The organism is Rhodococcus daqingensis (assembly GCF_042665615.1).
In the GTDB taxonomy this organism is placed as follows: Bacteria; Actinomycetota; Actinomycetes; order Mycobacteriales; family Mycobacteriaceae; genus Rhodococcus_G; species Rhodococcus_G daqingensis.
The window spans coordinates 266,798-290,916 of record NZ_JBHTCS010000024.1 but is presented as its reverse complement, the minus strand read 5'-3'; the positions used below and the strand labels follow the sequence as shown (position 1 = coordinate 290,916).

The 24,119-nt window shown below is 69.5% G+C and carries 23 protein-coding genes; 2 read left to right on the top strand and 21 right to left on the bottom strand.

Annotated elements, in window-relative coordinates; genetic code table 11:
* The first annotated feature begins 107 nt into the window (after nucleotides 1–107).
* Nucleotides 108–1,298 carry a dipeptidase gene (locus ACFQS9_RS20595; RefSeq protein ID WP_378408053.1) on the top strand — a complete coding sequence of 397 codons (1,191 nt, stop codon included), beginning with the start codon at nucleotides 108–110 and terminating at the stop codon, nucleotides 1,296–1,298.
* Between the two features lie 23 nt (nucleotides 1,299–1,321).
* On the opposite strand, the gene ACFQS9_RS20590 is transcribed toward ACFQS9_RS20595, so the two are convergent.
* The 21 genes from ACFQS9_RS20590 to ACFQS9_RS20490 all read right to left on the bottom strand — a co-directional run bounded on the left by ACFQS9_RS20590 (nucleotide 1,322) and on the right by ACFQS9_RS20490 (nucleotide 23,278).
* Nucleotides 1,322–2,317 carry an esterase/lipase family protein gene (locus ACFQS9_RS20590; protein ID WP_378408319.1) on the bottom strand — a complete coding sequence of 332 codons (996 nt, stop codon included), beginning with the start codon at nucleotides 2,315–2,317 and terminating at the stop codon, nucleotides 1,322–1,324.
* 136 nt (nucleotides 2,318–2,453) lie between these two features.
* Nucleotides 2,454–3,137, bottom strand: a complete 684-nt coding sequence (locus ACFQS9_RS20585; RefSeq protein WP_378408051.1) for a PadR family transcriptional regulator — start codon at nucleotides 3,135–3,137, stop codon at nucleotides 2,454–2,456.
* A gap of 201 nt (nucleotides 3,138–3,338) precedes the next feature.
* Complete coding sequence (locus ACFQS9_RS20580; RefSeq protein ID WP_378408049.1) at nucleotides 3,339–3,572, bottom strand: DUF2188 domain-containing protein; 234 nt, start codon at nucleotides 3,570–3,572, stop codon at nucleotides 3,339–3,341.
* A 118-nt stretch (nucleotides 3,573–3,690) separates the two neighbouring features.
* Complete coding sequence (locus tag ACFQS9_RS20575; RefSeq protein ID WP_378408047.1) at nucleotides 3,691–4,089, bottom strand: VOC family protein; 399 nt, start codon at nucleotides 4,087–4,089, stop codon at nucleotides 3,691–3,693.
* Between the two features lie 138 nt (nucleotides 4,090–4,227).
* Nucleotides 4,228–6,189, bottom strand: a complete 1,962-nt coding sequence (locus ACFQS9_RS20570) for a primosomal protein N' (protein WP_378408317.1) — start codon at nucleotides 6,187–6,189, stop codon at nucleotides 4,228–4,230.
* A 131-nt stretch (nucleotides 6,190–6,320) separates the two neighbouring features.
* Nucleotides 6,321–7,535 (bottom strand): methionine adenosyltransferase, encoded by a 1,215-nt coding sequence (gene metK / locus ACFQS9_RS20565; protein ID WP_378408045.1) that lies wholly within the window; start codon nucleotides 7,533–7,535, stop codon nucleotides 6,321–6,323.
* A 124-nt stretch (nucleotides 7,536–7,659) separates the two neighbouring features.
* The gene (gene coaBC, locus ACFQS9_RS20560) at nucleotides 7,660–8,964 is read right to left on the bottom strand and encodes a bifunctional phosphopantothenoylcysteine decarboxylase/phosphopantothenate--cysteine ligase CoaBC (RefSeq protein WP_378408043.1); all 1,305 of its coding nucleotides are present in this window, start codon (nucleotides 8,962–8,964) and stop codon (nucleotides 7,660–7,662) included.
* Between the two features lie 34 nt (nucleotides 8,965–8,998).
* Nucleotides 8,999–9,301 (bottom strand): DNA-directed RNA polymerase subunit omega, encoded by a 303-nt coding sequence (gene rpoZ / locus ACFQS9_RS20555; RefSeq protein WP_378408041.1) that lies wholly within the window; start codon nucleotides 9,299–9,301, stop codon nucleotides 8,999–9,001.
* Between the two features lie 131 nt (nucleotides 9,302–9,432).
* Nucleotides 9,433–9,984 (bottom strand): guanylate kinase, encoded by a 552-nt coding sequence (gene gmk / locus ACFQS9_RS20550; RefSeq protein ID WP_378408315.1) that lies wholly within the window; start codon nucleotides 9,982–9,984, stop codon nucleotides 9,433–9,435.
* Nucleotides 9,985–10,075: 91 nt separating this feature from the next.
* On the bottom strand, nucleotides 10,076–10,399 hold the full coding sequence (gene mihF / locus ACFQS9_RS20545; protein ID WP_027499670.1) for an integration host factor, actinobacterial type: 324 nt from the start codon (nucleotides 10,397–10,399) through the stop codon (nucleotides 10,076–10,078).
* A 126-nt stretch (nucleotides 10,400–10,525) separates the two neighbouring features.
* Nucleotides 10,526–11,413, bottom strand: a complete 888-nt coding sequence (pyrF, locus tag ACFQS9_RS20540; protein ID WP_378408038.1) for an orotidine-5'-phosphate decarboxylase — start codon at nucleotides 11,411–11,413, stop codon at nucleotides 10,526–10,528.
* Complete coding sequence (gene carB, locus ACFQS9_RS20535) at nucleotides 11,410–14,793, bottom strand: carbamoyl-phosphate synthase large subunit (RefSeq protein ID WP_378408036.1); 3,384 nt, start codon at nucleotides 14,791–14,793, stop codon at nucleotides 11,410–11,412. Before carB ends, pyrF begins: the two co-directional genes overlap by 4 nt.
* Nucleotides 14,793–15,974: a glutamine-hydrolyzing carbamoyl-phosphate synthase small subunit gene (gene carA / locus ACFQS9_RS20530; RefSeq protein ID WP_378408034.1), complete on the bottom strand. Its 1,182-nt coding sequence runs from the start codon at nucleotides 15,972–15,974 to the stop codon at nucleotides 14,793–14,795. The genes carB and carA overlap by 1 nt, the downstream gene beginning before the upstream one ends.
* Nucleotides 15,971–16,462: a PH-like domain-containing protein gene (locus tag ACFQS9_RS20525; protein WP_378408032.1), complete on the bottom strand. Its 492-nt coding sequence runs from the start codon at nucleotides 16,460–16,462 to the stop codon at nucleotides 15,971–15,973. The genes carA and ACFQS9_RS20525 overlap by 4 nt, the downstream gene beginning before the upstream one ends.
* Nucleotides 16,459–17,784 carry a dihydroorotase gene (locus ACFQS9_RS20520; protein WP_378408030.1) on the bottom strand — a complete coding sequence of 442 codons (1,326 nt, stop codon included), beginning with the start codon at nucleotides 17,782–17,784 and terminating at the stop codon, nucleotides 16,459–16,461. Before ACFQS9_RS20520 ends, ACFQS9_RS20525 begins: the two co-directional genes overlap by 4 nt.
* Nucleotides 17,781–18,725, bottom strand: a complete 945-nt coding sequence (locus ACFQS9_RS20515; RefSeq protein ID WP_378408028.1) for an aspartate carbamoyltransferase catalytic subunit — start codon at nucleotides 18,723–18,725, stop codon at nucleotides 17,781–17,783. The genes ACFQS9_RS20520 and ACFQS9_RS20515 overlap by 4 nt, the downstream gene beginning before the upstream one ends.
* On the bottom strand, nucleotides 18,722–19,372 hold the full coding sequence (gene pyrR, locus ACFQS9_RS20510; protein WP_378408026.1) for a bifunctional pyr operon transcriptional regulator/uracil phosphoribosyltransferase PyrR: 651 nt from the start codon (nucleotides 19,370–19,372) through the stop codon (nucleotides 18,722–18,724). Before pyrR ends, ACFQS9_RS20515 begins: the two co-directional genes overlap by 4 nt.
* Before the next feature lie 206 nt (nucleotides 19,373–19,578).
* Nucleotides 19,579–20,082, bottom strand: a complete 504-nt coding sequence (gene nusB / locus ACFQS9_RS20505) for a transcription antitermination factor NusB (protein WP_378408024.1) — start codon at nucleotides 20,080–20,082, stop codon at nucleotides 19,579–19,581.
* Nucleotide 20,083: 1 nt separating this feature from the next.
* Nucleotides 20,084–20,647 carry an elongation factor P gene (gene efp / locus ACFQS9_RS20500; RefSeq protein ID WP_378408022.1) on the bottom strand — a complete coding sequence of 188 codons (564 nt, stop codon included), beginning with the start codon at nucleotides 20,645–20,647 and terminating at the stop codon, nucleotides 20,084–20,086.
* Between the two features lie 16 nt (nucleotides 20,648–20,663).
* Nucleotides 20,664–21,770 carry a M24 family metallopeptidase gene (locus ACFQS9_RS20495; RefSeq protein ID WP_378408020.1) on the bottom strand — a complete coding sequence of 369 codons (1,107 nt, stop codon included), beginning with the start codon at nucleotides 21,768–21,770 and terminating at the stop codon, nucleotides 20,664–20,666.
* 71 nt (nucleotides 21,771–21,841) lie between these two features.
* Nucleotides 21,842–23,278 carry an RNA-guided endonuclease InsQ/TnpB family protein gene (locus ACFQS9_RS20490; RefSeq protein ID WP_378408018.1) on the bottom strand — a complete coding sequence of 479 codons (1,437 nt, stop codon included), beginning with the start codon at nucleotides 23,276–23,278 and terminating at the stop codon, nucleotides 21,842–21,844.
* 137 nt (nucleotides 23,279–23,415) lie between these two features.
* Here ACFQS9_RS20490 and ACFQS9_RS20485 point away from each other — a divergent pair, with 137 nt between their 5' ends.
* Nucleotides 23,416–24,093 carry a B-4DMT family transporter gene (locus ACFQS9_RS20485; protein WP_378408016.1) on the top strand — a complete coding sequence of 226 codons (678 nt, stop codon included), beginning with the start codon at nucleotides 23,416–23,418 and terminating at the stop codon, nucleotides 24,091–24,093.
* Nucleotides 24,094–24,119: the final 26 nt, after the last annotated feature.

Genomic DNA, 24,119 nt, shown 5'->3' with positions numbered 1-24,119 from the left:
GCCGCATCGCCCGGAAGGACGGGACTGGGTACTCCCGTGCGGCGGCCTCCGCGCGAGATCCCACAACACTCGATCAAATCTGGTTCGCACACCTTAGGATTCGCGGCATGTCGTCCCCGAAGCGCAAGTGGCCGCGTCGCGTCCTCATCGGTTCCCTGGTCCTGATCGTGGTGGCACTCGTCGGATTCTTCACGATCGCGCCCGGCGCGGTCGAACGAAGCATGAACAAGGTCGTGGCCGCCGATCTACCGGAGGTGACCGCTCAGACGCAGGCCCTGCACGACAGTCTGCAGATCGCCGACATGCACTCGGACACCCTGATGTGGGACCGCGACATCTTGAAGCGATCGGGCCGCGGGCACATGGACCTGCCCCGCCTGCAGGACGGCAACGTCGCCGTGCAGGTGTTCTCGTCCGTGTCGAAGTCGCCGAAGGGCCAGAACTACGATGCCAACTCCGACGAGACCGACAACATCGAGCTCCTGACGATTACCCAGCTTCAGCCGCCGCGCACCTGGGGATCGCTCCTGGAGAGGTCGCTCTACCACGCGGAGAAGCTCGAGAACGCGGCCGAGGACTCGGACGGTCAGCTGCGATACGTCCGGACGCGAGGCGACTTGGCGACACTGCTGGAGGACCGAGGTGCCGGACAGAACGTGACGGGCGCACTGTTCTCCGTCGAGGGCCTGCAGAACCTCGAGGGCAAGGCCGAGAACTTCGACAAGCTCTACGACGCCGGCATGCGGATGGCGGGGTTCACCCACTTCTTCGACAACGAGACGTCCGGATCCATGCACGGTGAGGCCAAGGGCGGCCTGACCGATCTCGGGAAGACGGTGTTCGCGGAGATGGAACGACGCGGCGTGATCGTCGACATCGCCCACGCCAGCCACCCGGCCATCGAGGAGATGCTCGCGCGGGCGACCCGGCCCGTGGTCGCGAGCCACGGCGGCGTCCAGGCGACGTGCGACGTCAACCGCAACCTGACCGACGACGAGATCCGGGGCGTGGCGGCGACCGGCGGCGTGGTCGGCATCGGCTACTGGGACGCCGCGGTCTGCGAGCTGACCCCCGCCGCGGTGGTCGATGCGATCGAGCACGTCATCGCGGTCGGCGGCCTGGAGACGGCGGCGCTCGGGAGCGACTACGACGGTGCGACGACGGTCGCGTGGGACACCAGCGAGATCGCCGTCATCACCCAGGAACTGCGCGACCGCGGCCGCACCGACGACGAGATCAGGGCGATCATGGGCGGCAACACGCTCCGCGTGATGGCCGAGGTGTTGCCGGCCGGCTGAGCCGCCGCGATGCGAGGACCGCGTCAGCTGCCGTCGCTGCTGCCCCCGCCGAAGTTGCTCTCGAGCATCATCTCCGGCATCCCGGTCCCGAGCGCGACGGGCGCACAGCGCGGTTCCGGGGCACCGGCGTCGAGGGCCCGGAGCACGAGACCGATGGTGAACGGGTCGTAGACCATGTTCATGTGCCCGGTCCGATCCTCCGGGCACAGCTCCTGGATCTCGATGTTCGTCGCGCCCGGGCCTCGCAGTGCGACATTCGACGAGGGCTGGATCATCTCGTCATAGCGGGTCCCGATGGTGGTGTAACTCACGCCCGGGACGGTGTCCGAGGGCCGGTTCAGGGCATCCAGGAACGGCGATCCCTGAATCTGCTGGCCGACCGCCTGCCCGAGCACCGCCTCGATGGCCCCCGCCCCGCCGGGGATCCCGTCGACGACCGGCGCCAGTCCGTAGAACACCCCGCCGTACGAGGGCGAGGCCACCCCGACCCACCTGTCGACCACCGCGGCACCGCCGAGCCGGTTGACGAAGTACCTGGTCACCGTCGCACCCTGCGAGAACCCGACCAGGTCGACCTTCTCGGCACCGGTAGCGGACCGGACCCGCTGAACGAAGTCCGCGGTCTGCTCCCCGCTGATCCGCATGTCCTCGGTCCCGAACGAGTCGCCGCCCGGCCTGCCCCCGTAGTTCAGGGCGAACACGCAGTAGCCCGCGGACTCGAGTGCGGGTGAGAGCGCGGACCAGTCCGAATAGGCGCTGGCATCGGTGCCGTGGGCGAGGATCACCGGGCGCGGATGCGCCGCGGACGGCCTGCAGGAGAAGTCGTTCGATCCGGGCGGCGCCGTGCCGGGATGCGTGCGCGCGTATGCGGCCGCGGCGGCGTGGGTCGACTGCGCCGGTCCGGAATTCTCGGGGACCTCGGAGATCGACCCGCCACCCTGCGACGAGCCGGATTCGGCATGCGCCGACGAGAGCGGGAGCACTGATGCGGCGAGGGCCAGCGAGACCGTCGCGACGATCCTCCGCCCCGCCCCTACCCCGGACGGTCCCGAATCGATCCTGTTCACGACCCACATCATGCACACGGGGGCGGCGGCTACGGGACCACCTGGAGGTCACGATTTCAGCACGGTCCGGTGGGGATTCGGTTGCCGATCACTCGTGCGGTTCGGGCTCGGCCCGTTCCGGGGCCGGCTCCGGGGTGGACGTCGGAGTCGGATCGTCGGCCAGAATCCGGTACAGCGCGCGCCGGCTTTCGACAAGCACCTCGCCTGCCTTGCGGATCTGGTCGGAGGTCCCGACCGCGGCGACCTGGCCTGCCGCACCCATCAGCTGTCCGATCAGCGCGCGCAGGTCCTGCGCCTCCTGGCCGACGCCCGCGCTGACCTCGTCCCACGGATTGCCCAGGTCGGCCCTGTTCTCCTCCACGTACGCGACGCCCGACTCGGTCAGGCGCGCGGTCTTGCGGCCGGCCACCTTCTCGATCAGCACCAGGCCCTCGTCCTCGAGCTGCGCGAGCGCGGGATAGATGGAGCCCGGGCTGGGCCGCCAGACGCCGTCGCTGCGCTCGACGATCCGCTGGATCAGTTCGTAGCCGTGCATCGGGCCCTCGGCGAGCAGCAGCAGCACCGCGGCTCGCACGTCACCGCGCCGTCCGCGTCCACCACGCCCCCGCCCGCGGCCGAGTCGCTGACCGCCGGGACCGTGACCGGGCCCGAAGCCCTGTCCGGGACCGAACCCGGGACCGAACCCGGGACCGAATCCGTCGCGACGACGGTCCCGCCCCTCTCGTCCGGGCCGGCGCCTGACGCGCCCGTGCCCTCGTTGAATGTCTTCCATGTCAGCCTCCTCGGACTGTTCGTCAATATCGTATTCGACGATATATCGACAAACAGTCGATAGCAAGGGTGCCGGCAATCACACTCCGGATGGACACGGCAAGCGGACGACGACCGCGGACCGCCCAGGCCCGCACATGGAGACATTTCGCGGGGTCGCGATCCTTCCTCGCCACCGACTCGGGAGGGTTAAATGCGTTAGCTAGCAGTCGAATTCGCGGTACGCGAAACCGTCTCGCCCGTGCAGCACCACTTTCGCCGGGTGATGTGCGTGCGCCAGTTCACGGGCGGCGGCGATCGCCTCCCGCTCGGTACCGAAGTACGTGCGCTCACGCGCACCGTGCTCGTGCACCTCCCAGCCGTGCGCCGCGTCGCCTCCCTCATGGGGCAGCACGTCGTAGGTACTCCAACTTGTCGATGGCGCTGCCCGCTTCATGACGAGCCTCCCGGGGCGTGTGGTGGATCATGTGCATCCACTTCCAGTGAACGCCCAGCCGGTGCGGTACACAACCGCCGGTCCGGGCCGACGGTAGTGGCGGTGCGACCGCGAGTATCTACGCCGGCGGCGCGAAGAACTCGAGAGCGATGTTGTCCGGATCCCGGAAGGAGATACCGGATCCGTAGTGTGCCGACTTGATCCCGCCGTGCTCTATCCCCAGGCTGTCGAGCCGATCGCGCCACTGGGGCAGGGTGTCGGAGGAACACTGGAACGCGATGTGGTCGAGACCGACCTGCCGTTCATCGAATGTGCTGGGAGCGCCGCTGGTGCTGTGGGTGTGCAGGCCGAACAGCATTCCGCCGTCGAGTGCGAACACGGTGTGATGGAAGGTTCCCGACTCCTCGTCCTCGTCGAGCACTGGCGCCGCCCCGAACAATGCGCTGTACCAAGCGGTACTGGCGGACAGATCAGAGACCGTGATCGCGATGTGGGCAAGGCCCGGAAAACTCGACATCTGTGCAGCTCGCTCTCTCCGAAGAACTCGATGTTCTGTTGATCTGGTTTGACAACCTATCGAGTACTGCTCTTCCACGATGGGCAACGGGTGACACGAGGTGCTCGGGTGCGGTGGGTTCGACATCATGCTCGATTCTCAGCCGATCCGGACGGGGTCGACCTGCACGCGGACCGACCCCGATTCGCGCCGGGCGCCGCGCACGGCCTGCGCCTCGGACAACGCCTTCGCCAGGGCGCCGCCGCTCCCCCGCGGCACCCGCAGCAGCATCCGCTCGACCTCGGCCGGTTCCGGGCCGTCACCCGCGAACGGCAACCGTTCGCCCGGCGGCAGCGGCACCGGACCGAGCTGTTCCACCACGTCGGGCAGTTGCGCGTTCTCCAGCAACGCCTCGATCGCCTCGCGCGAACCGTCGACCGCGGCCATGTGCACGGTCGGCGGGAACCGGACCTCGGACCGCTCGTCGAGCTGGGCCTGGGCCGCACCCACCGGGTCCCAGCGAACCAGGGACTGGACCGTCGGAAGGGTCGAGTCCGCGACCACCACGACCCGGCCGCCCTCGCCTGCGGGGCGGACGAGCGAACCGGCCGTCATCCAGCGTCGCAACGTCTCCTCCTCGGCCCGCAGGTCCGCCCGCCCCAGCAACGCCCAACCGTCGAGCAGCAGCGCGGCACCGTAGCCGCCCGGCATGACGGGCTCGGCACCGACGGTCGACACCACCAGCGCGGCACCGGGTTTCACGGCCGCCAACGTCTCGCTGCCGCCCGAGGTACGGACCGGCACCCCGGGGAATGCCCGTCCCAACTCCTCCGCGGTCCGGCCGGCCCCGACGACCACCGCCCGCAGCGACCGAGCTCCGCACGCATTGCACCGATGGGTGGCGTCGGCGACCCCGCACCACCGGCACGTCGGCGTGCCGGCACCGTCCGGGCCCACTGCCGACGCCAGCGACATCGGGCCGTTGCACCGACGGCACCGGGCGGGTGCGCGGCACTTGCCGCAGGCCAGGGACGGGACATAGCCGCGCCGCGGTACCTGCACCAGGACGCCCGCCCCCGCGGCGAGCGCCTCCCTCGCGGCGGCGAACGCGATCGCAGGCAGCCGCGCGGCCCTGGCCCCCGGATCCCGGGCGAGCGCGTGGTCGCTGTCCGCCAGCGCGGTGACCTGGGGAGCCCGCGCGCGCACCACGGCACGGTCGGCCACCAGGTCGTGTGCCCAACCCGAGTTCACCAGCGCCTGCGCCTCCGCGGTCCGGGCGTGGCCTCCGAGCACCAGCGCGCACCCGCTCGCGTGTGCCCGCAGCAACGCCACCTCGCGGGCGTGCGGGTAGGGCGAGCGCGGCTCGGAGTGGCTGTCGTCGCCGTCGTCCCAGACCGCGACCAGGCCGAGGTCCGGCACCGGCGCGAAGACCGAGCTGCGGGTGCCGACGACGATCCGGGCGGTGCCCCGCAGGGCCGCGAGCCAGCGGCGGTACCGCATCGCGGGACCGAGGCCCGCTGCCAACGGAACCACCAGTTCGTCACCGACCAGGTCGACGCACGCCGCCGCGACCCGATCAAGGTCCTTCTGGTCGGGCACCACCAGGACCGCGGCCTGAGCGCGAGCGACGACCACGGCCGCCAGCTCGGCCAGCCGGGCCGGCCAGTCCTCCCCCGGCAACGCCTGCCAGACCGCACGTGGACCGCGACCCGCCCGCACCGCGGCCACGAAGGCCTCACCGTGGACGTAGCTCGACCACGCCTCGCAACCGGACGGATCCGGGGCGGGCGCCCGCTCGCCGCACGGCTCCGCCTCGACCCGCGCGTGCCGGGGTGGCACTGCGAGCCGCAGAACGTCTGCCCGCGTGCCGGCATACCGCTGCGCTACCGCCTCCACCAGCGTCGCGATCTCCGGGGTCAGCACGCGCTCACCGCTGACCACCTTGTCCAACCAGCCCAGCTTGCCGGGGTGTTCGCTCGACTCGACGCGTTCGACCAGGAAACCGTCGACCAGCCGCCCGGCGAATCGCACGCGCACCCGCACTCCCGGTTGTGCCAGCTCGTCCAGCTCACGCGGTACCCGGTAGTCGAACTCCCGGTCCAGGTGCGCGAGCGGCAGCATCGGGATCACCCTGGCGACGGGCAGGAACTCCGCCGGGTCCCGTTCGGCGGTCACCGGCACGAGCCGACCATCCCGCACCGACAGCACGAGCCGCCCACCGATTTCGGTGAGCGGCTCGGAGCTGATTCCATCTAGAGTCCGGCGGCCGCGCGCAGCTTCTCGGCCCGGTCCGTGCGCTCCCAGGGGAGGTCGATGTCGGTGCGGCCGAAATGCCCGTACGCCGCGGTCGGCGCGTAGATCGGGCGCAGCAGGTCGAGGTCCCGGATGATCGCGCCGGGGCGCAGATCGAAGACCTCGGTGATCGCCTTCTGGATCAGCGCCGGATCGGTCCGCTCGGTGCCGAAGGTCTCCACGAACAGGCCGACGGGGGCCGCCTTGCCGATGGCGTACGCCACCTGGACCTCGATGCGCTCGGCGAGGCCGGCGGCGATGGCGTTCTTGGCCACCCATCGCATGGCGTACGCGGCGGACCGGTCGACCTTCGACGGATCCTTGCCGGAGAAGGCGCCGCCGCCGTGGCGGGCCATGCCACCGTAGGTGTCGACGATGATCTTGCGGCCGGTCAGGCCGGCATCGCCCATCGGACCGCCGAGGACGAACTTGCCGGTCGGGTTGACCAGCAGCCGGACGTCCGAGGTGTCGAGGGTGGCAACGCCGAGCTCGGCGAGCACCGAACCGAGCACCTTCTCGCGGATGTCCGGGGTGAGCAGGTTGTCGAGGTCGATGTCGGCGGCGTGCTGGGTGGAGATGACCACGGTGTCGAGGCGCACGGCACGGTCGCCGTCGTACTCGATGGTGACCTGGGTCTTGCCGTCCGGGCGCAGGTACGGCAGCACACCGGTCTTGCGGACCTCCGTCAGCCGGCGCGAGAGCCGGTGCGCGAGGGCGATCGGCAGCGGCATCAGCTCGGGGGTGTCGGTGCAGGCGTACCCGAACATCAGCCCCTGGTCGCCGGCGCCCTGACGGTCGATCTCGTCGTCGGTGACGCCGTCGACCCTGGCTTCGTGGGAATGGTCGACGCCCTGCGCGATCTCCGGGGACTGCGCACCGATCGCGATGTTCACGCCGCAGGAGTTGCCGTCGAAGCCCTTGGCCGACGAGTCGTAGCCGATCTCGAGGACCTTGTCGCGGACGATCTTGGGGATGTCCGCGTAGGCCGTGGTGGTGACCTCGCCCGCCACGTGCACCTGGCCGGTGGTCACCAACGTCTCGACGGCGACGCGGCTGCGCGGATCCTGCTCCAGCAGGGCGTCGAGGATGGAGTCGCTGATCGCATCACAGATCTTGTCCGGGTGTCCCTCGGTCACGGACTCACTGGTGAATAGCCGGCTACCGGACTTGCTCACAGAACTCCCTCTCGCCACAGCGTTGGTATTGCCCCACAGACCCTAATGCGGGGTACGACGGATATGAACCATTGAAATCAGCAGAAAAACGAAACCAGCGGGAGTGTTCCCCCTGACCTTCAGACTACGAGGCCGAACCGGTCTGCGCGTGCGCGCCCCCACCGCTGTCGAGCAGGGACACCAGCGCGTCGAGCACTCGGCTCGCCATCAACGCCTTGGACCCGTATTCGAGCGCGACCTCGGAGCCGTCGGCACCGAGCAGCCAACCGTCGTTGTGGTCGACCTCGAACGCCTTGCCCTCCCCGACCGCATTGACCACGAGCAGGTCGCAGCCCTTGCGGGCGAGCTTCGATCGAGCGTGGGTGAGCACGTCGCCGTGCGCGTCTCCGGTCTCGGCCGCGAAGCCGACGATGACGGACGTGTTCGGCAACTCACCGTCGCGTCGCGCCTGGACGAGACCGGCCAGGATGTCCTCGTTGCGGGTCAGCGGGATCGTGTCGGGCTCGTCCGCGCCCTTCTTGATCTTGCTGTCCGCGACCGTCGACGGCCGGAAGTCCGCGACGGCGGCGGCCATCACGACCGCCTCCGCGGTCACGGCCGCCTTGTCCACGGCCTCCTTCAGCTCGCTCGCCGTGCGGATCCGGATCACGTCGAGCGCGGCCGGATCGGCCAGGTCCGCGGTATAGCCGGCGATCAGGGTCACCTCGGCGCCCCGCTGCGCGGCGAGCCGGGCGATGGCATAGCCCTGCTTACCCGAACTGCGGTTACCCAGGAACCGGACCGGATCGAGGGGTTCGCGGGTCCCGCCGGCCGAGACCAGGATCTTGCGACCGACGAGGTCGCGCCGCAGCGCGTCGGGCCGCTCCAGCAGCAGCGTCGCCAGGCCGACGATCTCGTCCGGGTCGGGCAGCCGGCCCGCGCCGGTGTCCTTGCCGGTCAGCCGCCCCGACGCGGGCTCGATCACACAGGCTCCGCGGTCGCGCAGGGTGGCCACGTTCGCGACGGTCGCGGGGTGCTCCCACATCTCGGTGTGCATCGCGGGGGCGAACACCACGGGACAGCGCGCCGTGAGCAGTGTCGCGGTGAGCAGGTCGTCGGCGCGACCGTGCGCGGCCCTGGCCATCAGGTCGGCCGTCGCGGGCGCGATCACCACCAGGTCGGCCTCCTGACCGAGCCGCACGTGGGGCACCTGTGGGACGTCGGCGAACACGCCGGTCTGCACCGGATTGCCCGACAGTGCCTCGAAGGTCGCGCGGCCGACGAACTCGAGTGCCGAGTCGGTCGGGATCACCCGCACCTGGTGTCCGCTCTCGGTGAAGCTGCGGATGATCGAACAGGCCTTGTATGCGGCGATTCCGCCGCCGACCCCGACGACGATGCGTCGGGGTCGATCGGCGGAATCAGAGTTGAACTCGCCCTCAGGGGTCACTGGAGCGGAGTCTGCGGGGCGACCCGGCACTCGGTCACTCGCCTTCGGTGTGCTCGAGCATGTCGGAGTGGATCTCGCGCAGCGCGATGGAGAGCGGCTTCTCCTGGAGGCCCGGCTCGACCAGCGGGCCGACGTACTCGAGGATGCCGTCGCCGAGCTGGTTGTAGTAGTCGTTGATCTGGCGGGCACGCTTGGCCGAGTAGATCACCAGCGCGTACTTCGAGGAGGTGCGGGCGAGCAGCTCGTCGATCGGCGGGTTGGTGATGCCCAACGGGGTGTCGTACGCCGGGACGCCGTGGCGCTCGGCGTCGGACAAGGCTGCTTGAGTTGCGCTCACTGGCGAATCTCCTGTGGTGGTCGGCGCTTGTGTTTCAACTGCAACTACTTCTGAGAACTGCAGGTTCGTGCAAAGGTGCTGCTAGTCGAGATCGGTACTGGTTTCTACCTAGAATCCTGAATGAACGCCGGCTATCGCGGCGTTCCAACCAACAAGGATACCAACTCGTCGCACGCACGGTCGACATCCACGTTCACGATGACCGTGTCGAACTCGTCCTTGGCAGCCAATTCGATCTTCGCGGTCTCCAGCCGACGGGCGACGACGTCCTCCGACTCGGTGCCGCGACCGGTCAGCCGGGACACCAGTTCCTCCCAGCTCGGCGGCGCCAGGAAGGCCAGAATCGCCTCTGGCATGGCCGCCCGGACGGCGCGGGCGCCGGCCAGATCGACCTCCACCAGGACGGGGTGTCCGGCCTCGAGGGCCGCGATCACGGGTGCGGCGGGGGTGCCCGACCGCTGCAGCCCGCCGTGGATCTCCGCCCATTCGAGCAGTTCGCCCGCGCCGATCATCCGGTCGAACTCGGCGGCGGTGACGAACTGATAGTCCTTGCCGTCGATTTCGCCTGGGCGCGGGTCTCTCGTCGTGGCAGACACGCTGAAGACCAGGTCGGGAAGTCGCTCGTGCAGTTTGCGGACCACGCTCGACTTACCCACGGCCGAGGGGCCGGCCAGTACAACCAGCCGGCCCCTCTGCGCTGTGCTGTCCCCGCTGTCCGAAGCCGGGGTGGTCTTGCTGTTGTCTGACACGTTGTGTGTGTCAGCCACCAGATTCCTACTCAGCGTCGAAATCGAACCTGGTGAGCAGAGCCTTGCGCTGCCGATCGCCGAGGCCACGCAGGCGACGGGTCGGAGCGATCTCCAGCTCGGTCATGATTTCCTGCGCCTTGACCTTGCCCACCTTGGGCAGGGCCTCGAGCAGTGCGGACACCTTCATCTTGCCGAGGATCTCGTTCTCTTCGGCGTCCTTGAGGACCTGCTTCAGGTCGGTGCCGCCGCGCTTGAGGCGCTCCTTGAGCTCAGCCCTGGCCTTACGGGCTGCAGCCGCCTTCTCCAAAGCAGCGGCGCGCTGCTCATCAGTCAACTGGGGAAGGGCCACGGTTCCTCCGTCTCGTCGTGTGCAAATAGTCTTCTGCCACCGGTTAACCAGCAGCGATAGCGACCGTACTCACGCCGAGCGCCGATTGCGAACCCACCCCCCAGGTCAGCGCGCAATTCCGGTGGGTTATGCGAGCCCCTTCTCGACCTCGTCCCGGGCCCGCTCCGCGGCCTCGCGAAGCGCGGAAACCGACGGTCCGTGCCGAAGAATGTCACGAGAAGTGTTGGGCAGCAACAACTCTCGCGAATCGCAGAAAATCTCCGCCAGATCGGCCACGGTGGCGCCCTGAGCACCCAGCCCGGGCGCGAGAATCGGCCCGGAAAATTCCGATAAATCCAATCCGTGTCCGCGTGTCGCGCCGACCACCAGGCCCACCGTGTCCCGGCCGTCCCGGTTCTGCGCGACGGCCGCGTCAACGATCGACTGCGCCACCGACACACCCTCACCAGCAGAAACATCCGACAGGTCGGCAGCGTCGAGCTCATCACCCAACAACCGATCACCCAGCAACCGAGCGCCCTGCAACTGCCCACCCTCCGGATTCGAGGTACGGGCGAGCACGAACAACCCGCGGCCGTGCTCGGTCGCCAGCTCGACGGCCGGCTCGAGCGCGCCGAACCCGAGATAGGGCGAGACCGTCACCGCGTCGGACGCCAGCGGGGCATCCTTGCCCAGCCAGGCCTGCGAGTACGCCGCCATGGTCGAACCGATGTCGCCGCGCTTGGCATCGGCGATGACCAGGGTGCCCGCCGCGCGCACCACCGAGATGGTCCGCTCGAGCACCGCGTACCCGGCCGCACCGTACGCCTCGAAGAAGGCCACCTGAGGCTTCACCAGCGCCACGTCGCCGACGAAGGCCTCCACGCATATCTCCGCGAAGGTCTCGACGCCCCCAGCGGTCTCTGGGAGCCCCCACGCCCGCAGCAGCGACGGGTGCGGGTCGATGCCCACGCACAGCCGGCCCCGGTCCGCGATCGCGGACCGGAGCCGGCTGCCCCAGCTGTGCTGGCTCACGACTGACCCGGCTCGCGCAGTGCCGCGTGCAGGTCCTGCAGGGAGCGCACCCCGATGTCGCCCCGGATGCCGGCCTCGATGCCCTGCACGGCAGCGGAGGCGCCCTGGACGGTGGTGATGCACGGGATGTTCACCGACACCGCCGCGCTGCGGATCTCGTAGCCGTCCACGCGGGGACCCGAGTTGCCGTACGGGGTGTTGATCACCATGTCCACCTCCCCCGCCTTGATCTGGTCGACGATCGTGCGCGCCCCCTCGGGCAGATCCTCGCCGGACTGCTTGTTCACCTGCTCGCAGGTGATGCCGTTGCGCCGCAGCACGTCCGCGGTTCCCTCGGTGGCCAGGATCCTGAAGCCCAGGTCGGCGAGCCGCTTCACGGGGAAGATCAGCGACCGCTTGTCCTTGTTCGCGACCGAGACGAACACCGCGCCGCTGGTGGGCAGCGAGCCGTACGCGGCGGTCTGGCTCTTGGCGAACGCGGTACCGAAGTCAGCGTCGATCCCCATCACCTCGCCGGTGGACTTCATCTCCGGGCTCAGCAGGGTGTCGACGCCGGTGCCGTCCGCCCTGCGGAAGCGGTTGAACGGGAGCACCGCCTCCTTGACCGCGATCGGCGCGCCCGCCGGGGTGTTGCCGCCGTCCCCCTCGGCAGGCAGGACCCCGCTCGCCCGCAGGTCCGCGATGGACTCGCCGAGCATCACCCGGGCGCAGGCCTTCGCCAACTGGACGGCGGTCGCCTTGGACACGAACGGCACCGTGCGACTGGCGCGCGGGTTCGCCTCGAGGACGTACAGGATGTCGTCCTTGAGCGCGTACTGCACGTTCAGCAGCCCCTTGACCCCGATGCCCTTGGCGAGCGCCTCGGTGGAGCGTCGGACGTTCTCGAGATCGGCCTTGCCGAGCGTGATCGGCGGCAGCGCGCAGGCCGAGTCGCCGGAGTGGATGCCGGCCTCCTCGATGTGCTCCATCACGCCGCCGAGGTACACCTCGGTGCCGTCGCACAGCGCGTCGACGTCGATCTCGACCGCGTCCTCCAGGAACCGGTCCACCAGCACCGGGCGGTCGTCGGAGATCTCGGTGGCGCGAGAGATGTAGTCCTGCAGCGACTTCTCGTCGTAAACGATCTCCATGCCGCGTCCACCGAGCACGTACGAGGGGCGCACCAGCACCGGGTAGCCGATGCCGCCCGCGATCTCGCGGGCACCGTCGAAGGTGGTGGCGGTGCCGAACTTCGGCGCGGGCAGGCCCGCCTCGGTGAGCACGCGGCCGAACTCGCCCCGGTCCTCCGCGAGATCGATGGCCTCGGGACTGGTGCCGACGATCGGCACCCCCGCGGCCTTGAGCCGCCTCGCCAGGCCGAGCGGGGTCTGGCCGCCGAGCTGGACGATCACGCCCGCGACCGTGCCCGATGCCGACTCGGCGCGGTAGACCTCGAACACGTCCTCGAAGGTCAGCGGCTCGAAGTACAGCCGGTCCGCGGTGTCGTAGTCGGTGGAGACCGTCTCCGGGTTGCAGTTGACCATGACGGTCTCGTACCCGGCCTCGGACAGCGTCAGGGCCGCGTGCACGCAGGAGTAGTCGAACTCGATGCCCTGCCCGATGCGGTTCGGGCCCGAACCCAGGATCAGCACCTTGGGCCGCTCGGTCTGCGGCGCGACCTCGGACTCCGCCTCGGGGTCGAGCTCGTACGTCGAGTAGTGGTACGGGGTCTTGGCCTCGAACTCGGCCGCGCAGGTGTCGACCGTCTTGTAGACCGGGTGCACCTTCAGCGCGTCGCGCAGTGTGCGGACCGCGTCCTCGCCCTCCTGGCTGTCCCCGCCGAGCCCCGGCCGCAGCGCCGCGATCTGCCGGTCGGACAGGCCGTGGTACTTGGCCTGGCGCAGCATCGCCTCGTCGAGCACCTCGGCCGCGCGGATCTGCTCCCCCAGCTCGTGGATCTGCTGGAACTGGTCGAGGAACCACGGGTCGATCTTGGTGGCCTCGAACAGCTGCTCGACGGTCGCGCCGAGCGCGAACGCCTTCTCGATGCCGTACATCCGCCCGTCCTGCGGGACGGAAAGATCCTGCAGCAGTGCGTCCAGGGCAGTGACATCCCCCGTCGCTCCGCTCGCCCCGCCGGCCTCGACGTCGGGGCCCGTCCAGTAGCCGGCCCGCTTGGTCTCGAGCGAGCGCATGACCTTGCCGAACGCCTCGGTGAAGTTGCGGCCGATGGACATGGCCTCGCCGACCGACTTCATGGTCGTGGTCAGCGTGCCGTCGGCACCCGGGAACTTCTCGAACGCGAACCGCGGAGCCTTGACGACCACGTAGTCGAGCGTCGGCTCGAAGCAGGCAGGCGTCTCCTTCGTGATGTCGTTGACGATCTCGTCGAGGGTGTAGCCGATCGCCAGCTTCGCGGCCATCTTCGCGATCGGGTAGCCGGTCGCCTTCGACGCCAGCGCCGACGAGCGCGAGACGCGCGGGTTCATCTCGATGACCACCAGGCGGCCGTCGGTCGGGTCCATCGCGAACTGGATGTTGCAGCCGCCGGTGTCGACGCCGACCTCACGCAGGATGTCGATGGAGAGGTCGCGCATCTTCTGGTACTCGCGGTCGGTGAGCGTCATGGCCGGGGCCACGGTCACCGAGTCGCCGGTGTGCACACCGACCGGGTCGACGTTCTCGATCGAGCAGACGATGACCACGTTGTCGCGGCCGTCGCGCATCAGCTCGAGCTCGTACTCCTTCCAGCCGAGGATGGATTCCTCGATCAGGACGTTCGCGGTGGGCGAGGCGGCCAGGCCGCCGCCCGCGATGCGGGTGAGGTCGTCCACGTCGTACGCCATGCCGGAGCCGAGACCGCCCATGGTGAACGAGGGCCGCACGACGACCGGGTAGCCGAGCTCGGCGACGGTGTCGTGCACCTCCTCCATCGAGAAGCAGACACGCGAGCGCGCGGACTCGCCGCCGACCTTGGCGACGATGTCCTTGAACTTCTGCCGGTCCTCGCCGCGCTGGATGGCGTCGAAGTCGGCGCCGATCAGCTCGACGTCGTACTTCTCGAGGATGCCCTGCTCGTGCAGCGCGACCGCGGTGTTCAGCGCGGTCTGGCCGCCGAGGGTGGCGAGCACCGCGTCGATCTTGTGGCCCTGCTCGGCCTCGCGGGCGATGACCTTCTCGACGAACTCGGCGGTGATCGGCTCGACGTAGGTGGCGTCGGCGAACTCCGGGTCGGTCATGATCGTGGCCGGGTTGGAGTTGACCAGCGACACGCGCAGGCCCTCCTCGCGCAGCACGCGACACGCCTGGGTGCCCGAGTAGTCGAACTCGCAGGCCTGGCCGATGACGATCGGTCCGGAACCGATCACCAGGATGTGCTTGAGATCTGTGCGACGTGGCATTACTTCTTGACTCCCTCGAGCAGGCTGGTGAAGCGGTCGAACAGGTAGGCGGCATCGTGCGGACCCGCCGCGGCCTCGGGGTGGTACTGCACCGAGAAGGCCGAGTCGTCGAGCAGGCGGACGCCCTCGACGGCGCCGTCGTTGGCGCAGGTGTGACTGATCACGGCGCGGCCGAACGGGGTGTCGAACTCCTGGCCGGCCTCGCCCTCGAGCGCGAACCCGTGGTTCTGCGCGGTGATGGCGATCCGCCCGGTGCCGTGCTCGATCACCGGGATGTTGATGCCCCGGTGGCCGAACTTCATCTTGTAGGTGCTCAGGCCGAGCGCGCGGCCGAGGATCTGGTTGCCGAAGCAGATGCCGAACAGCGGCAGTCCCTGGCCGAGCACCTCCTTGGTCAGGTGCACCGCGCCGTCGGCGGTCGCCGGGTCCCCGGGACCGTTGGACAGGAACACCCCGTCCGCGCCGAGGTCGAGGATCTGCTCGAGGCTCGCGTTCGAGGGCAGCACGTGCACCCGGATGCCGCGCTGGGCGAACATCCGTGGGGTGTTGGTCTTGATGCCCAGGTCGATGGCCGCGACCGTGAACCGGGCCTCGCCACCGACCGGCTCGATGATGTAGCCGCTGTCGGTGCTGACCTCGCCCGCGAGATCGGCACCCAGCATGGACGGCTGGTCCTTCACGGCCTGCAGCATCGTGGCGTCGTCGGTGAGCGCCGCCCCCGAGAAGACGCCCGCCCGCATGGAACCGCGGGTGCGCAGGTGCCGGACCAGGGCCCGGGTGTCGATGCCCGAGATGCCGACGATGCCCTGGCGGACGAGCTCGTCCTGCAACGACCCGGTGGCGCGCCAGCTCGAGGTGCGGCGCGCGGGATCGCGGACCACATAGCCGGCCACCCAGATCTTGTTCGAGTCGCCGGAGGCCTGGCGGCCTGCGCTCAGCGCCTCGCCGTCCTCATCGTTCCAGCCGGTGTTACCGATCTGCGGGGCGGTGGAGACCACGATCTGGCGGTGGTAGCTCGGATCGGTGAGCGTCTCCTGGTAGCCGGTCATGCCGGTGCTGAACACCGCCTCGCCGAGGGTCTGGCCGACCGCACCGAAGCTGATGCCGCGGAAGATCCGGCCGTCCTCGAGGACCAGGGCCGCGGGTCCTGTGCCGCTGGCCGATTCAATGCTGTCGCTCACGCGTTCTCTCCGTTCACCCATGCCGGGTACACACTCTTGTCGTCTCCACGGAATCCGGTGTCGATCTCCGTTCCGGTGGGCAGCTCCCACCGGATCACCAGGACCCCGTCCTTGCTCATGACCTTGCCCGCGAGCCCCCGCTCGGTCCGGATCGCCCGGATCGATGCCTGCGGGATCCAGATCGCCGATGCGCCGTCGCGTTCGAGCAGCACACCCTTCTCGTGCCTGCTGAGGTCGCCCGTCGCGCGGAAGCCGATGTCGCCGACCGCGATCCGGTCCTGCCAGCTGGGCGCGAGGGTGCTCCCCACGTACAGGCCGCTGCTCGGGGGGATCAGCAGCGCGCCCAGGTCGGCGGGCACCGCGGGCAGGTCCCCGATCACGTCCGCCTGACGGCCGGCCCGCTTCTTCCAGCCCCGGTACATCAGCGCCACCATCAGCGCCCAGAACAGGAAGAAGCCGAGCGTCAGCAGGATCCGGTCCGTGCTCATGCCCGCACCTGCCCGTCCCGGACGGTGATCCGGCCGCGCAGCAGGGTGTTGGTCACCTTGGCGCCGAACGTCATCGCGTCGAACGGGCTGTTCTGGGCGATCGATGCCAGCTCGGGTGCCCGCACCGTCCATTCGCGGGCCGGGTCGACCAGTGCCAGCGTGGCGGGCTCGCCGACCGCGATCGGCCGGCCCTGATCGCTCAGCCCGACGATCTCCGCGGGCCGCTCGCTCATCACCCGGGCAACGCCGCGCCAGTCCAGCAGGCCGGTCTCGACCATCGTCTGCGCGACGATCGCCAGCGCCGTCTCCAGCCCGAGCATGCCTGGCCTCGCGGCCGAGAACTCGCAGCACTTGTCCTGCTCGGCGTGCGGGGCGTGGTCGGTGGCGACGCAGTCGATGACGCCGTCGGCCAACCCCTGCCGCAGCGCGGCGATGTCGCTGGGCTCGCGCAGCGGCGGGTTCACCCGGTTCACCGCGTCGTAGGTCTCCAGCCGCGAATCGTCGAGCAGCAGGTGGTGCGGGGTGACCTCGGCGGTGATCGAGATGCCCTGCCCGCGCGCCCACTTCATCAGCTCGACGGTGCCTGCGGTGGAGGCGTGGCAGATGTGCACGCGCGCGCCTGCGTCTCGGGCCAGCAGCGCGTCGCGGGCGACGATGGACTCCTCCGCGGCACGGGGCCAGCCGGCCAGCCCGAGCCGGGCGGCGGTCGGGCCCTCGTGGGCGACGGCGCCGACGGTCAGCCGCGGCTCCTCGGCGTGCTGGGCGATCAGGACTCCGAGCGCGCTCGAGTACTCGAGCGCCCGGCGCATGATGAGCGGGTCGTACACGCAGTGACCGTCGTCGGAGAACATCTTCACCTTGCCGACGCCCGCCGCCATGGTGGCCATCTCGGCGAGCTGCTTGCCCTCCAGCCCCACGGTGACCGCGCCGACCGGGTGCACGTCGACCAGGCCGACCTCCTGCCCCCTGCGCCACACGTGGTCGGTGATCACGACGGAGTCGGCGACCGGGCTGGTGTTGGCCATCGCGAACACCGCGGTGTAGCCGCCCAGCGCCGCCGCCGCCGAGCCGGACTCGATGGTCTCGGTGTCCTCGCGACCGGGCTCGCGCAGGTGGGTGTGCATGTCGACGAAACCGGGCAGCAGCACCTGACCGGCCGCCTCGATGACCTCGGCGCCTGCGGGCACGTCCAGTCCGGCTCCGATCTCGCGGATCTCTCCGGCCGAGATCAGCACGTCCTGCGGCTCGCCCTCGCCGTAGATCCGCGCCCCGCGGATCAGCACATCGCCGCGGGCGAAGCCTCGGGAGTTGTCACTGCTCACAGCGCTGCACCTTCCTCGGTACCGACCAACAACCCGAACAGGACCGCCATGCGAATGTGAACTCCGTTCGTAACCTGCTGCAGCACTGCAGCTTTCGGTGAATCCGCGACCGCCGATGCGATCTCCATGCCGCGCAGCATCGGGCCAGGGTGCAGCACGACGGCATGATCGGCGAGCATGCCGAGCCGCTTCTCGGACAGCCCGTAGGTGATCGAGTACTCGCGCGGCGACGGGAAGAACCCACCGTTCATGCGCTCGGCCTGCACCCGCAGCATCAGCACGGCGTCGACGCCCGGCAGCTCCGCGTCCAACGAATGCGACACGGTCACCGGCCAGCTCGACACGCCCACCGGCAGCAGGGTGGGCGGCGCGACGAGCACCACCTCCGCACCCAACGTCGAGAGCAGGAAGGCGTTCGACCTGGCCACCCGGCTGTGCAGGATGTCCCCGACGATCGCGATCCGCTTGCCGGCGATGGAACCGAGCCGCTGCCGCAGGGTCAACGCGTCCAGGAGTGCCTGGGTGGGGTGCTCGTGCGTGCCGTCGCCCGCATTGATCACGGCCGGGCCTTCGTCGCCCTGCGTGGTCCATTCCGCGATCCGGTGCGCGGCGCCGGAGGCCGGGTGCCGCACGATCAGCGCGTCGGCGCCTGCGGCCCGCAGGGTCATCGCGGTGTCGCGCAGCGATTCACCCTTCGACACCGACGAGCTGCTGGCGCTGACGTTGATCACGTCGGCGCTCATCCACTTGCCCGCGACCTCGAAGGACACCCTGGTCCTGGTCGAGTTCTCGAAGAACACCGTCATCACGGTGCGTCCCCGCAGCGTCGGGAGCTTGCGGACCTCGCGCCCGAGCAGGGCCTGCTCGAACCGTTCGGCCTCGTCGAGCAGCCCCGTCGCGCTCTCGAGGGTCAGGTCGGAGACCGACAGTAGGTGCTTCACAGATTCGGCTCCCCGCTCGCCTTGTTCGCGTCGTCGTGCGGTGCGGCCTTGGCCCCACCGCTCAGCGTGACGCTGTCGACCCCGTCGTGCTCGACCAACTGCACCTTCACGTCCTCGGTGCGCGCGGTCGGCACGTTCTTCCCGACGAAGTCGGCGCGCAACGGGAGCTCCCGGTGACCACGGTCGACCAGCACCGCGAGCTGCACGGCCTTCGGCCTGCCCAGGTCGCGGAGCGCGTCCAGCGCCGAGCGCACGGTCCGCCCGGAGAACAGGACGTCGTCGACGAGGACGACGAGCGCCTGGTCCACCCCGCCCTCGGGCACCGAGGTGCGCTCGAGGGGCCGGTGCGGCTTGGTCCGCAGATCGTCGCGGTAAAGGGTGATGTCGAGCGAGCCGGTCGGGGGGCGGACACCCGAGAACTCCTCGATCTTGTTCGCCAGCCTGTTGGCGAGGGTGGTGCCGCGCGTCGGGATACCGATCAACACCACTCGGGGCGGATCGGTCTCGGCGTCGAGCGCGGTCTTCTCGATGATCTGGTGCGCGATCCGCGCGATGGTCCGACCAACGTCGGCAGAAGAGAGCAGCTCCCTGGTGACAGGGTGATCCTGAGCCGACGAATCGGCGGAGGATGGCTCGGGCGTGAGCAAGCTGGACCTCCTTCTCCGCCTCTCTGGACGGATCGTTAAAGGATGTCTGACGCCCGCCAGCCTATCAGCGCCGCGACCCGGGACCCGACGCGGTTCGGGGTGTGCTGAGCCACAATCGGACCCCGTTGACCCGGCCTCCACTCCCCGACGACAAACGCCGCGGACCGTGATCGGTCCGCGGCGTTCGCGTGTCCTTCGGCGCCGGGTCAGGCCTCGGCACCCGGCTCGGGTGTGGCCTCCGCACGCTGCGAGGTCGCGGCCGCCGCGGCCCGCACCTGCGGCGCGACGAGCACCACCTGACCGAGCACGCCGTTGATGAATCCCGGCGAGTCGTCGGTCGACAGCTCCTTGGCCAGCTCGACGGCCTCGTCGACCGCCACCACGGGCGGCACGTCGGTGGCGTGGAAGAGCTCCCAGACCGCGATCCGCAGGACCGCGCGGTCCACCGCGGGTAGCCGTTCGAGCGTCCAGTCCTGCAGGTGGTCGGCGATGACCTGGTCCAGCCGGTCGAGGTTCTCCGCGACGCCGGTCACCAGGGTGACCGTGTACGGGTTCACCGGGGCGACGGCGTCGTCCTTGCCCGCGAGCTCGGCCCGCTCGGTGGCGAGGTCGACCGGGTCGACGTCACGCGCCTCGGCCTCGAAGAGGAAGTCGACTGCGCGCTTGCGGGCCTTGTGCCTGGCCCCGAGCTTCTTCTGACTACCGGACACGCTACGAAGTCACACGGCCCAGGTAGTTGCCATCACGGGAGTCGATCTTGAGCTTGTCGCCGGTGTTGATGAACAGCGGGACCTGCACCTCGGCGTCGGTCTCGAGGGTGGCGGGCTTGGTGCCGCCTGTGGAGCGGTCGCCCTGCAGGCCGGGATCGGTGTGCTTGACGACGAGCTCGACGGTGACCGGCAGCTCGACGAACAGCGGGGCATTCTCGTGGGTCGCGACCTGGACCTGCATGTTCTCGAGCAGGAAGCGCGCGCCGTCGCCGACCGTCGCCTCGTTGATCGAGATCTGGTCGTAGGTCTCGCCGTCCATGAAGATGTAGTCGCTACCGTCGTGGTAGAGGTAGGTCATGTCGCGACGGTCGACCGTGGCGGTCTCCACCTTGACACCCGCATTGAAGGTCTTGTCCACGGTCTTGCCGGAGAGCACGTTCTTGAGCTTGGTCCGCACGAACGCGGGGCCCTTGCCCGGCTTCACGTGCTGGAACTCGATGATCTGCCAGAGCTGGCCCTCGATCTTCAGCACGAGCCCGTTCTTGAAATCACTGGTGTCAGCCACTTACTTCGCGTCTCCTTCAGACGATTACGAGATCCTTGGTGGTGAGGGTGAGGAGCTCGGGCTCCTGCTCGCGAACGACGAGCGTGTCCTCGATCCTGACGCCTCCGCGACCGGAGAAGTACACACCGGGCTCGACCGTCACCGCAGCACCGGCTAGCAGTGTACCGGTGCCGAGCTTGCCGATCCCCGGTGCTTCGTGGATCTCCAGGCCGACGCCGTGCCCGAGACCGTGCAGGAACAGCTCGCCGTAGCCCGCGTCCTCGATCACCGAGCGGGCCGCCGCGTCCACCGCGGCGACCTCCACACCCGGTGCCAGCGCCGCCCGGCCGGCCGCCTGCGCGGCCGCCACGAGCTCGTACACCTCGCGCTGCCAGTCCACCGCCGACCCGAGCACGAACGTCCTCGTCATGTCGGAGTGGTACCCCTCGACGGTCGCCCCGAAGTCGAGCTTGACGAAGGCGCCGGAGGCGAGGCGGGCATCGGTCGGCCGGTGATGCGGGATCGCCGAGTTCGCGCCCGCCGCGACGATCGTCTCGAACGAGATGCCGTCCGCGCCGTGCTCGAGCATCAGGAACTCCAGTTCCCGTCCGACCTCGCGTTCGGACCGGCCCGGTCGCAGCCCACCGCGCTCGAGCAGGACGGCCAGGGCCAGGTCGGCGGCCGCGCACGCGCGACGCAGCAGGCCCACCTCGTGCTCGTCCTTGACCATGCGGAGCCGCTCGACCAGCCGTGGCGACCGGATCAGCTCGAGCGACGGCGCCAGTTCCTGCCAGCCGGCGAGGTCGTCGACGGTCACCACGTGACTCTCGAAACCGAGTCGCGCGATTGCGCTCTCCGCGCACCGGCCGATCAGGGCGGCGGCGCTGGCCCGGTCGATCACGGCCTCCAGGTCCGGCACCTGCTCGCCGACCTGGATCAGGTACCTGCCGTCGGTGCAGATGAGGGTCCGTGACTCGACGCCCGGCTCGTCACGCGCGTCGACGAGCAGCGCTGCGTTCGACCCGGTGAACCCGGTCAGGTATCGGATGTTGAGCAGATCCGTCACCAGGAGGGCCTCGACGCCCCGGTCGGTGAGCAGAGTGCGCAGCGCGGCCCGGCGGGACCCGTGATCGACGGTCGACATGAGCTCAACCTACGGCAAAGCATGACCTCACTTGTTCTTGTGAGGCACCGCCCTTCTCGGGCGTCGTCGGCTCAGGCCACAGCGGTGGGGTGAGCGTCGGTTCCCGCGTCTTCCAGGCTGGTTTCACCCACACCAGAGTGTGGGCCAGGGCCGTCCTGTCGGCGGGCGTTGGTGACCGGGCCTCCTGCTTGGGGGTCCCGGACCTGGGCATCGGCATCACTGCCGTGATGGTTCTCGGCCCAGGCAGCGAGGTTGATCGCGGCATTGTGATCGCGGTCGAGTCGGTGTCCGTTCACGCAGACGAACGCCCGATCCGACAGCGTCAGGCCCGCGTTGACGGTGCCGCAGATCGAGCAGGTTTTACTCGACGGGAACCATCGGTCGACCACGGCGATGTCACCGTGTCGCCAGGCCTGTTTGTAACGCAGCATCCGGGCGAACTCCGCCCAGGCGGCGTCGGATATAGCGCGGGCCAGCCGGTGATTGGCCAGCATCCCGGTCACATGCAGGTCTTCGAGCGCGATCCGGTCGTGGGTCTTGACCAGTGCGTTCGACACCTCATTCAGGAAATGCCGGCGGATATCGCGAACTTTCTTGTGGTGCCGCCCCAGTCGGGCGGCCGCTCGTGTGCGGTTGTGTGATCCTTTCTCCTTTCGGGAGACGGTTTTGGCGAGGCGCCGCTGACGGCGCATCCCAGCGGCCAGGGCCTTCGGCGGATCGTCGATGCGGGCTACCTCGCGGCCGTCGGCGGTTGCCGCGACGAGGAACGTCGTCAGGCCGCGGTCGATCCCGACCCAGCCGCCAGCGTCGTTCTCGGGCCGCGGTGGGTGGTGCTGTGCTGGGTGCAGGTCGGTGGCGTCGACATTCAGGCTGACCCACCACCGTCCGCCCCGGAAGCTGACCGTGGCGAACAGGATCCTCCCGCGACCCTTGCCCAACAGTCGTCGCAATCGGCGGGTATCGTCGTGCACCCGCACCGCCCCGACACCGGGGAGGGTGACCGAGCGGGGCCGCGTGTCACCGACCCGGATCGGCGGCCTGCCGCCCGTCCGCTGCTTGTTGCGCAGCCGAAACGACGGTGTCGCGCCGGACTTCTTCTTGAACCGCGGGAATCCGACCTTCCGACCCGTCCTCGCCCCGGTCCGGGAGGCCGACCAGGCGGCGAGGGCGCGGCCGCAGTCCACCGCGGCCTCCTCGAACACCTGCTGACATACCTCGGTCCGCCACGCCAGCCCGGTCACCCGGATCTCCGCAACCCCCTCGGCATCGACGACGAATACGCGGCCCGCGTCCGCGGTCTTCTTCCAGGTGTTGAACGCGTTGATCAGGTCGAACCCCGACCACGGCACCGCCACATCGGGATCGGTGCGGCGGCGGGTGAGCGCGGTCTTGACCGCGCGCAGGGATTGGTTGAACGCGAACCGCGCCGCCCCGGCATGCTTGGCCAGCACCGCCTGCTGCTCGACCGTCGGGTCGAGGCAGTATCGGAACGTCGTGTGCCGCACCATCTCTGCAGTGTGACAGCGGCCACCGACAGAACGACGACACCGGTGCCGCAACGCAGGTTCGGCAAGTCTGACCCGATATCCCGCCGATTTGGTGACACACCCCACAGCTCCCGATCAGCGGTCGTTACGCTGTCGGCATGAACTCGTGGCTTCTTCGTGGTCTGGGTATGGCGTCGGTGCATGTCGTGACGAGGGTGGTGCTCGGACTCGCGGTCACGCAGTGGCCCCTGCACGGTTCGTCGCTGCGGTGGCTCTCGCTGGCGTTGGTGGTGCTGGCGGCACTGCTGTGGGGCGGGCTCGACGGCATCAGGGACGCGCGCACCGCGGTGGACGAGGAGTCGGGCGCCGACCTCACCATGATGTGGCTCAAGGCCGCCGCCGTGGCGGGGCTGCTCGCAGGTGCGGTGACCTGGCTGATCGGTGTGATCACCGACATCGCGCTCGGCGACAACACCCTGTTCTTCGAACTCACCTCCGGGGCCGCCTTCACCGTCCTGCTCGTCTTCCTGCCCGCGATGCTCGCGGTGGCGGTCGGCCGGTTCCTGGTGCGGCGCAAGGCCCCGGCGACGCCGGCCCACGTCTCGCCGGGCGCAGCAGGTGCAGCGGGCGCGGCGGGCGCTGTCGCCGTCGGCGAGTACGCGAACGAGCAGGACTACGACGTGGTCGAGACCGCGGAGGAGAACTACGAGGCCTCCGAGTGGGCCTACGAGCACGGCACCGGCCAGGGCGAGGACCAGACCCCCACCCAGCAGCAGTACGCCAACGACGCACCGACCGAGGTGTTCGAGGCCATCAGGCCCGAGAACGGCAAGTAGCGCTTCGCGACTGTGAGTGGGTTTCA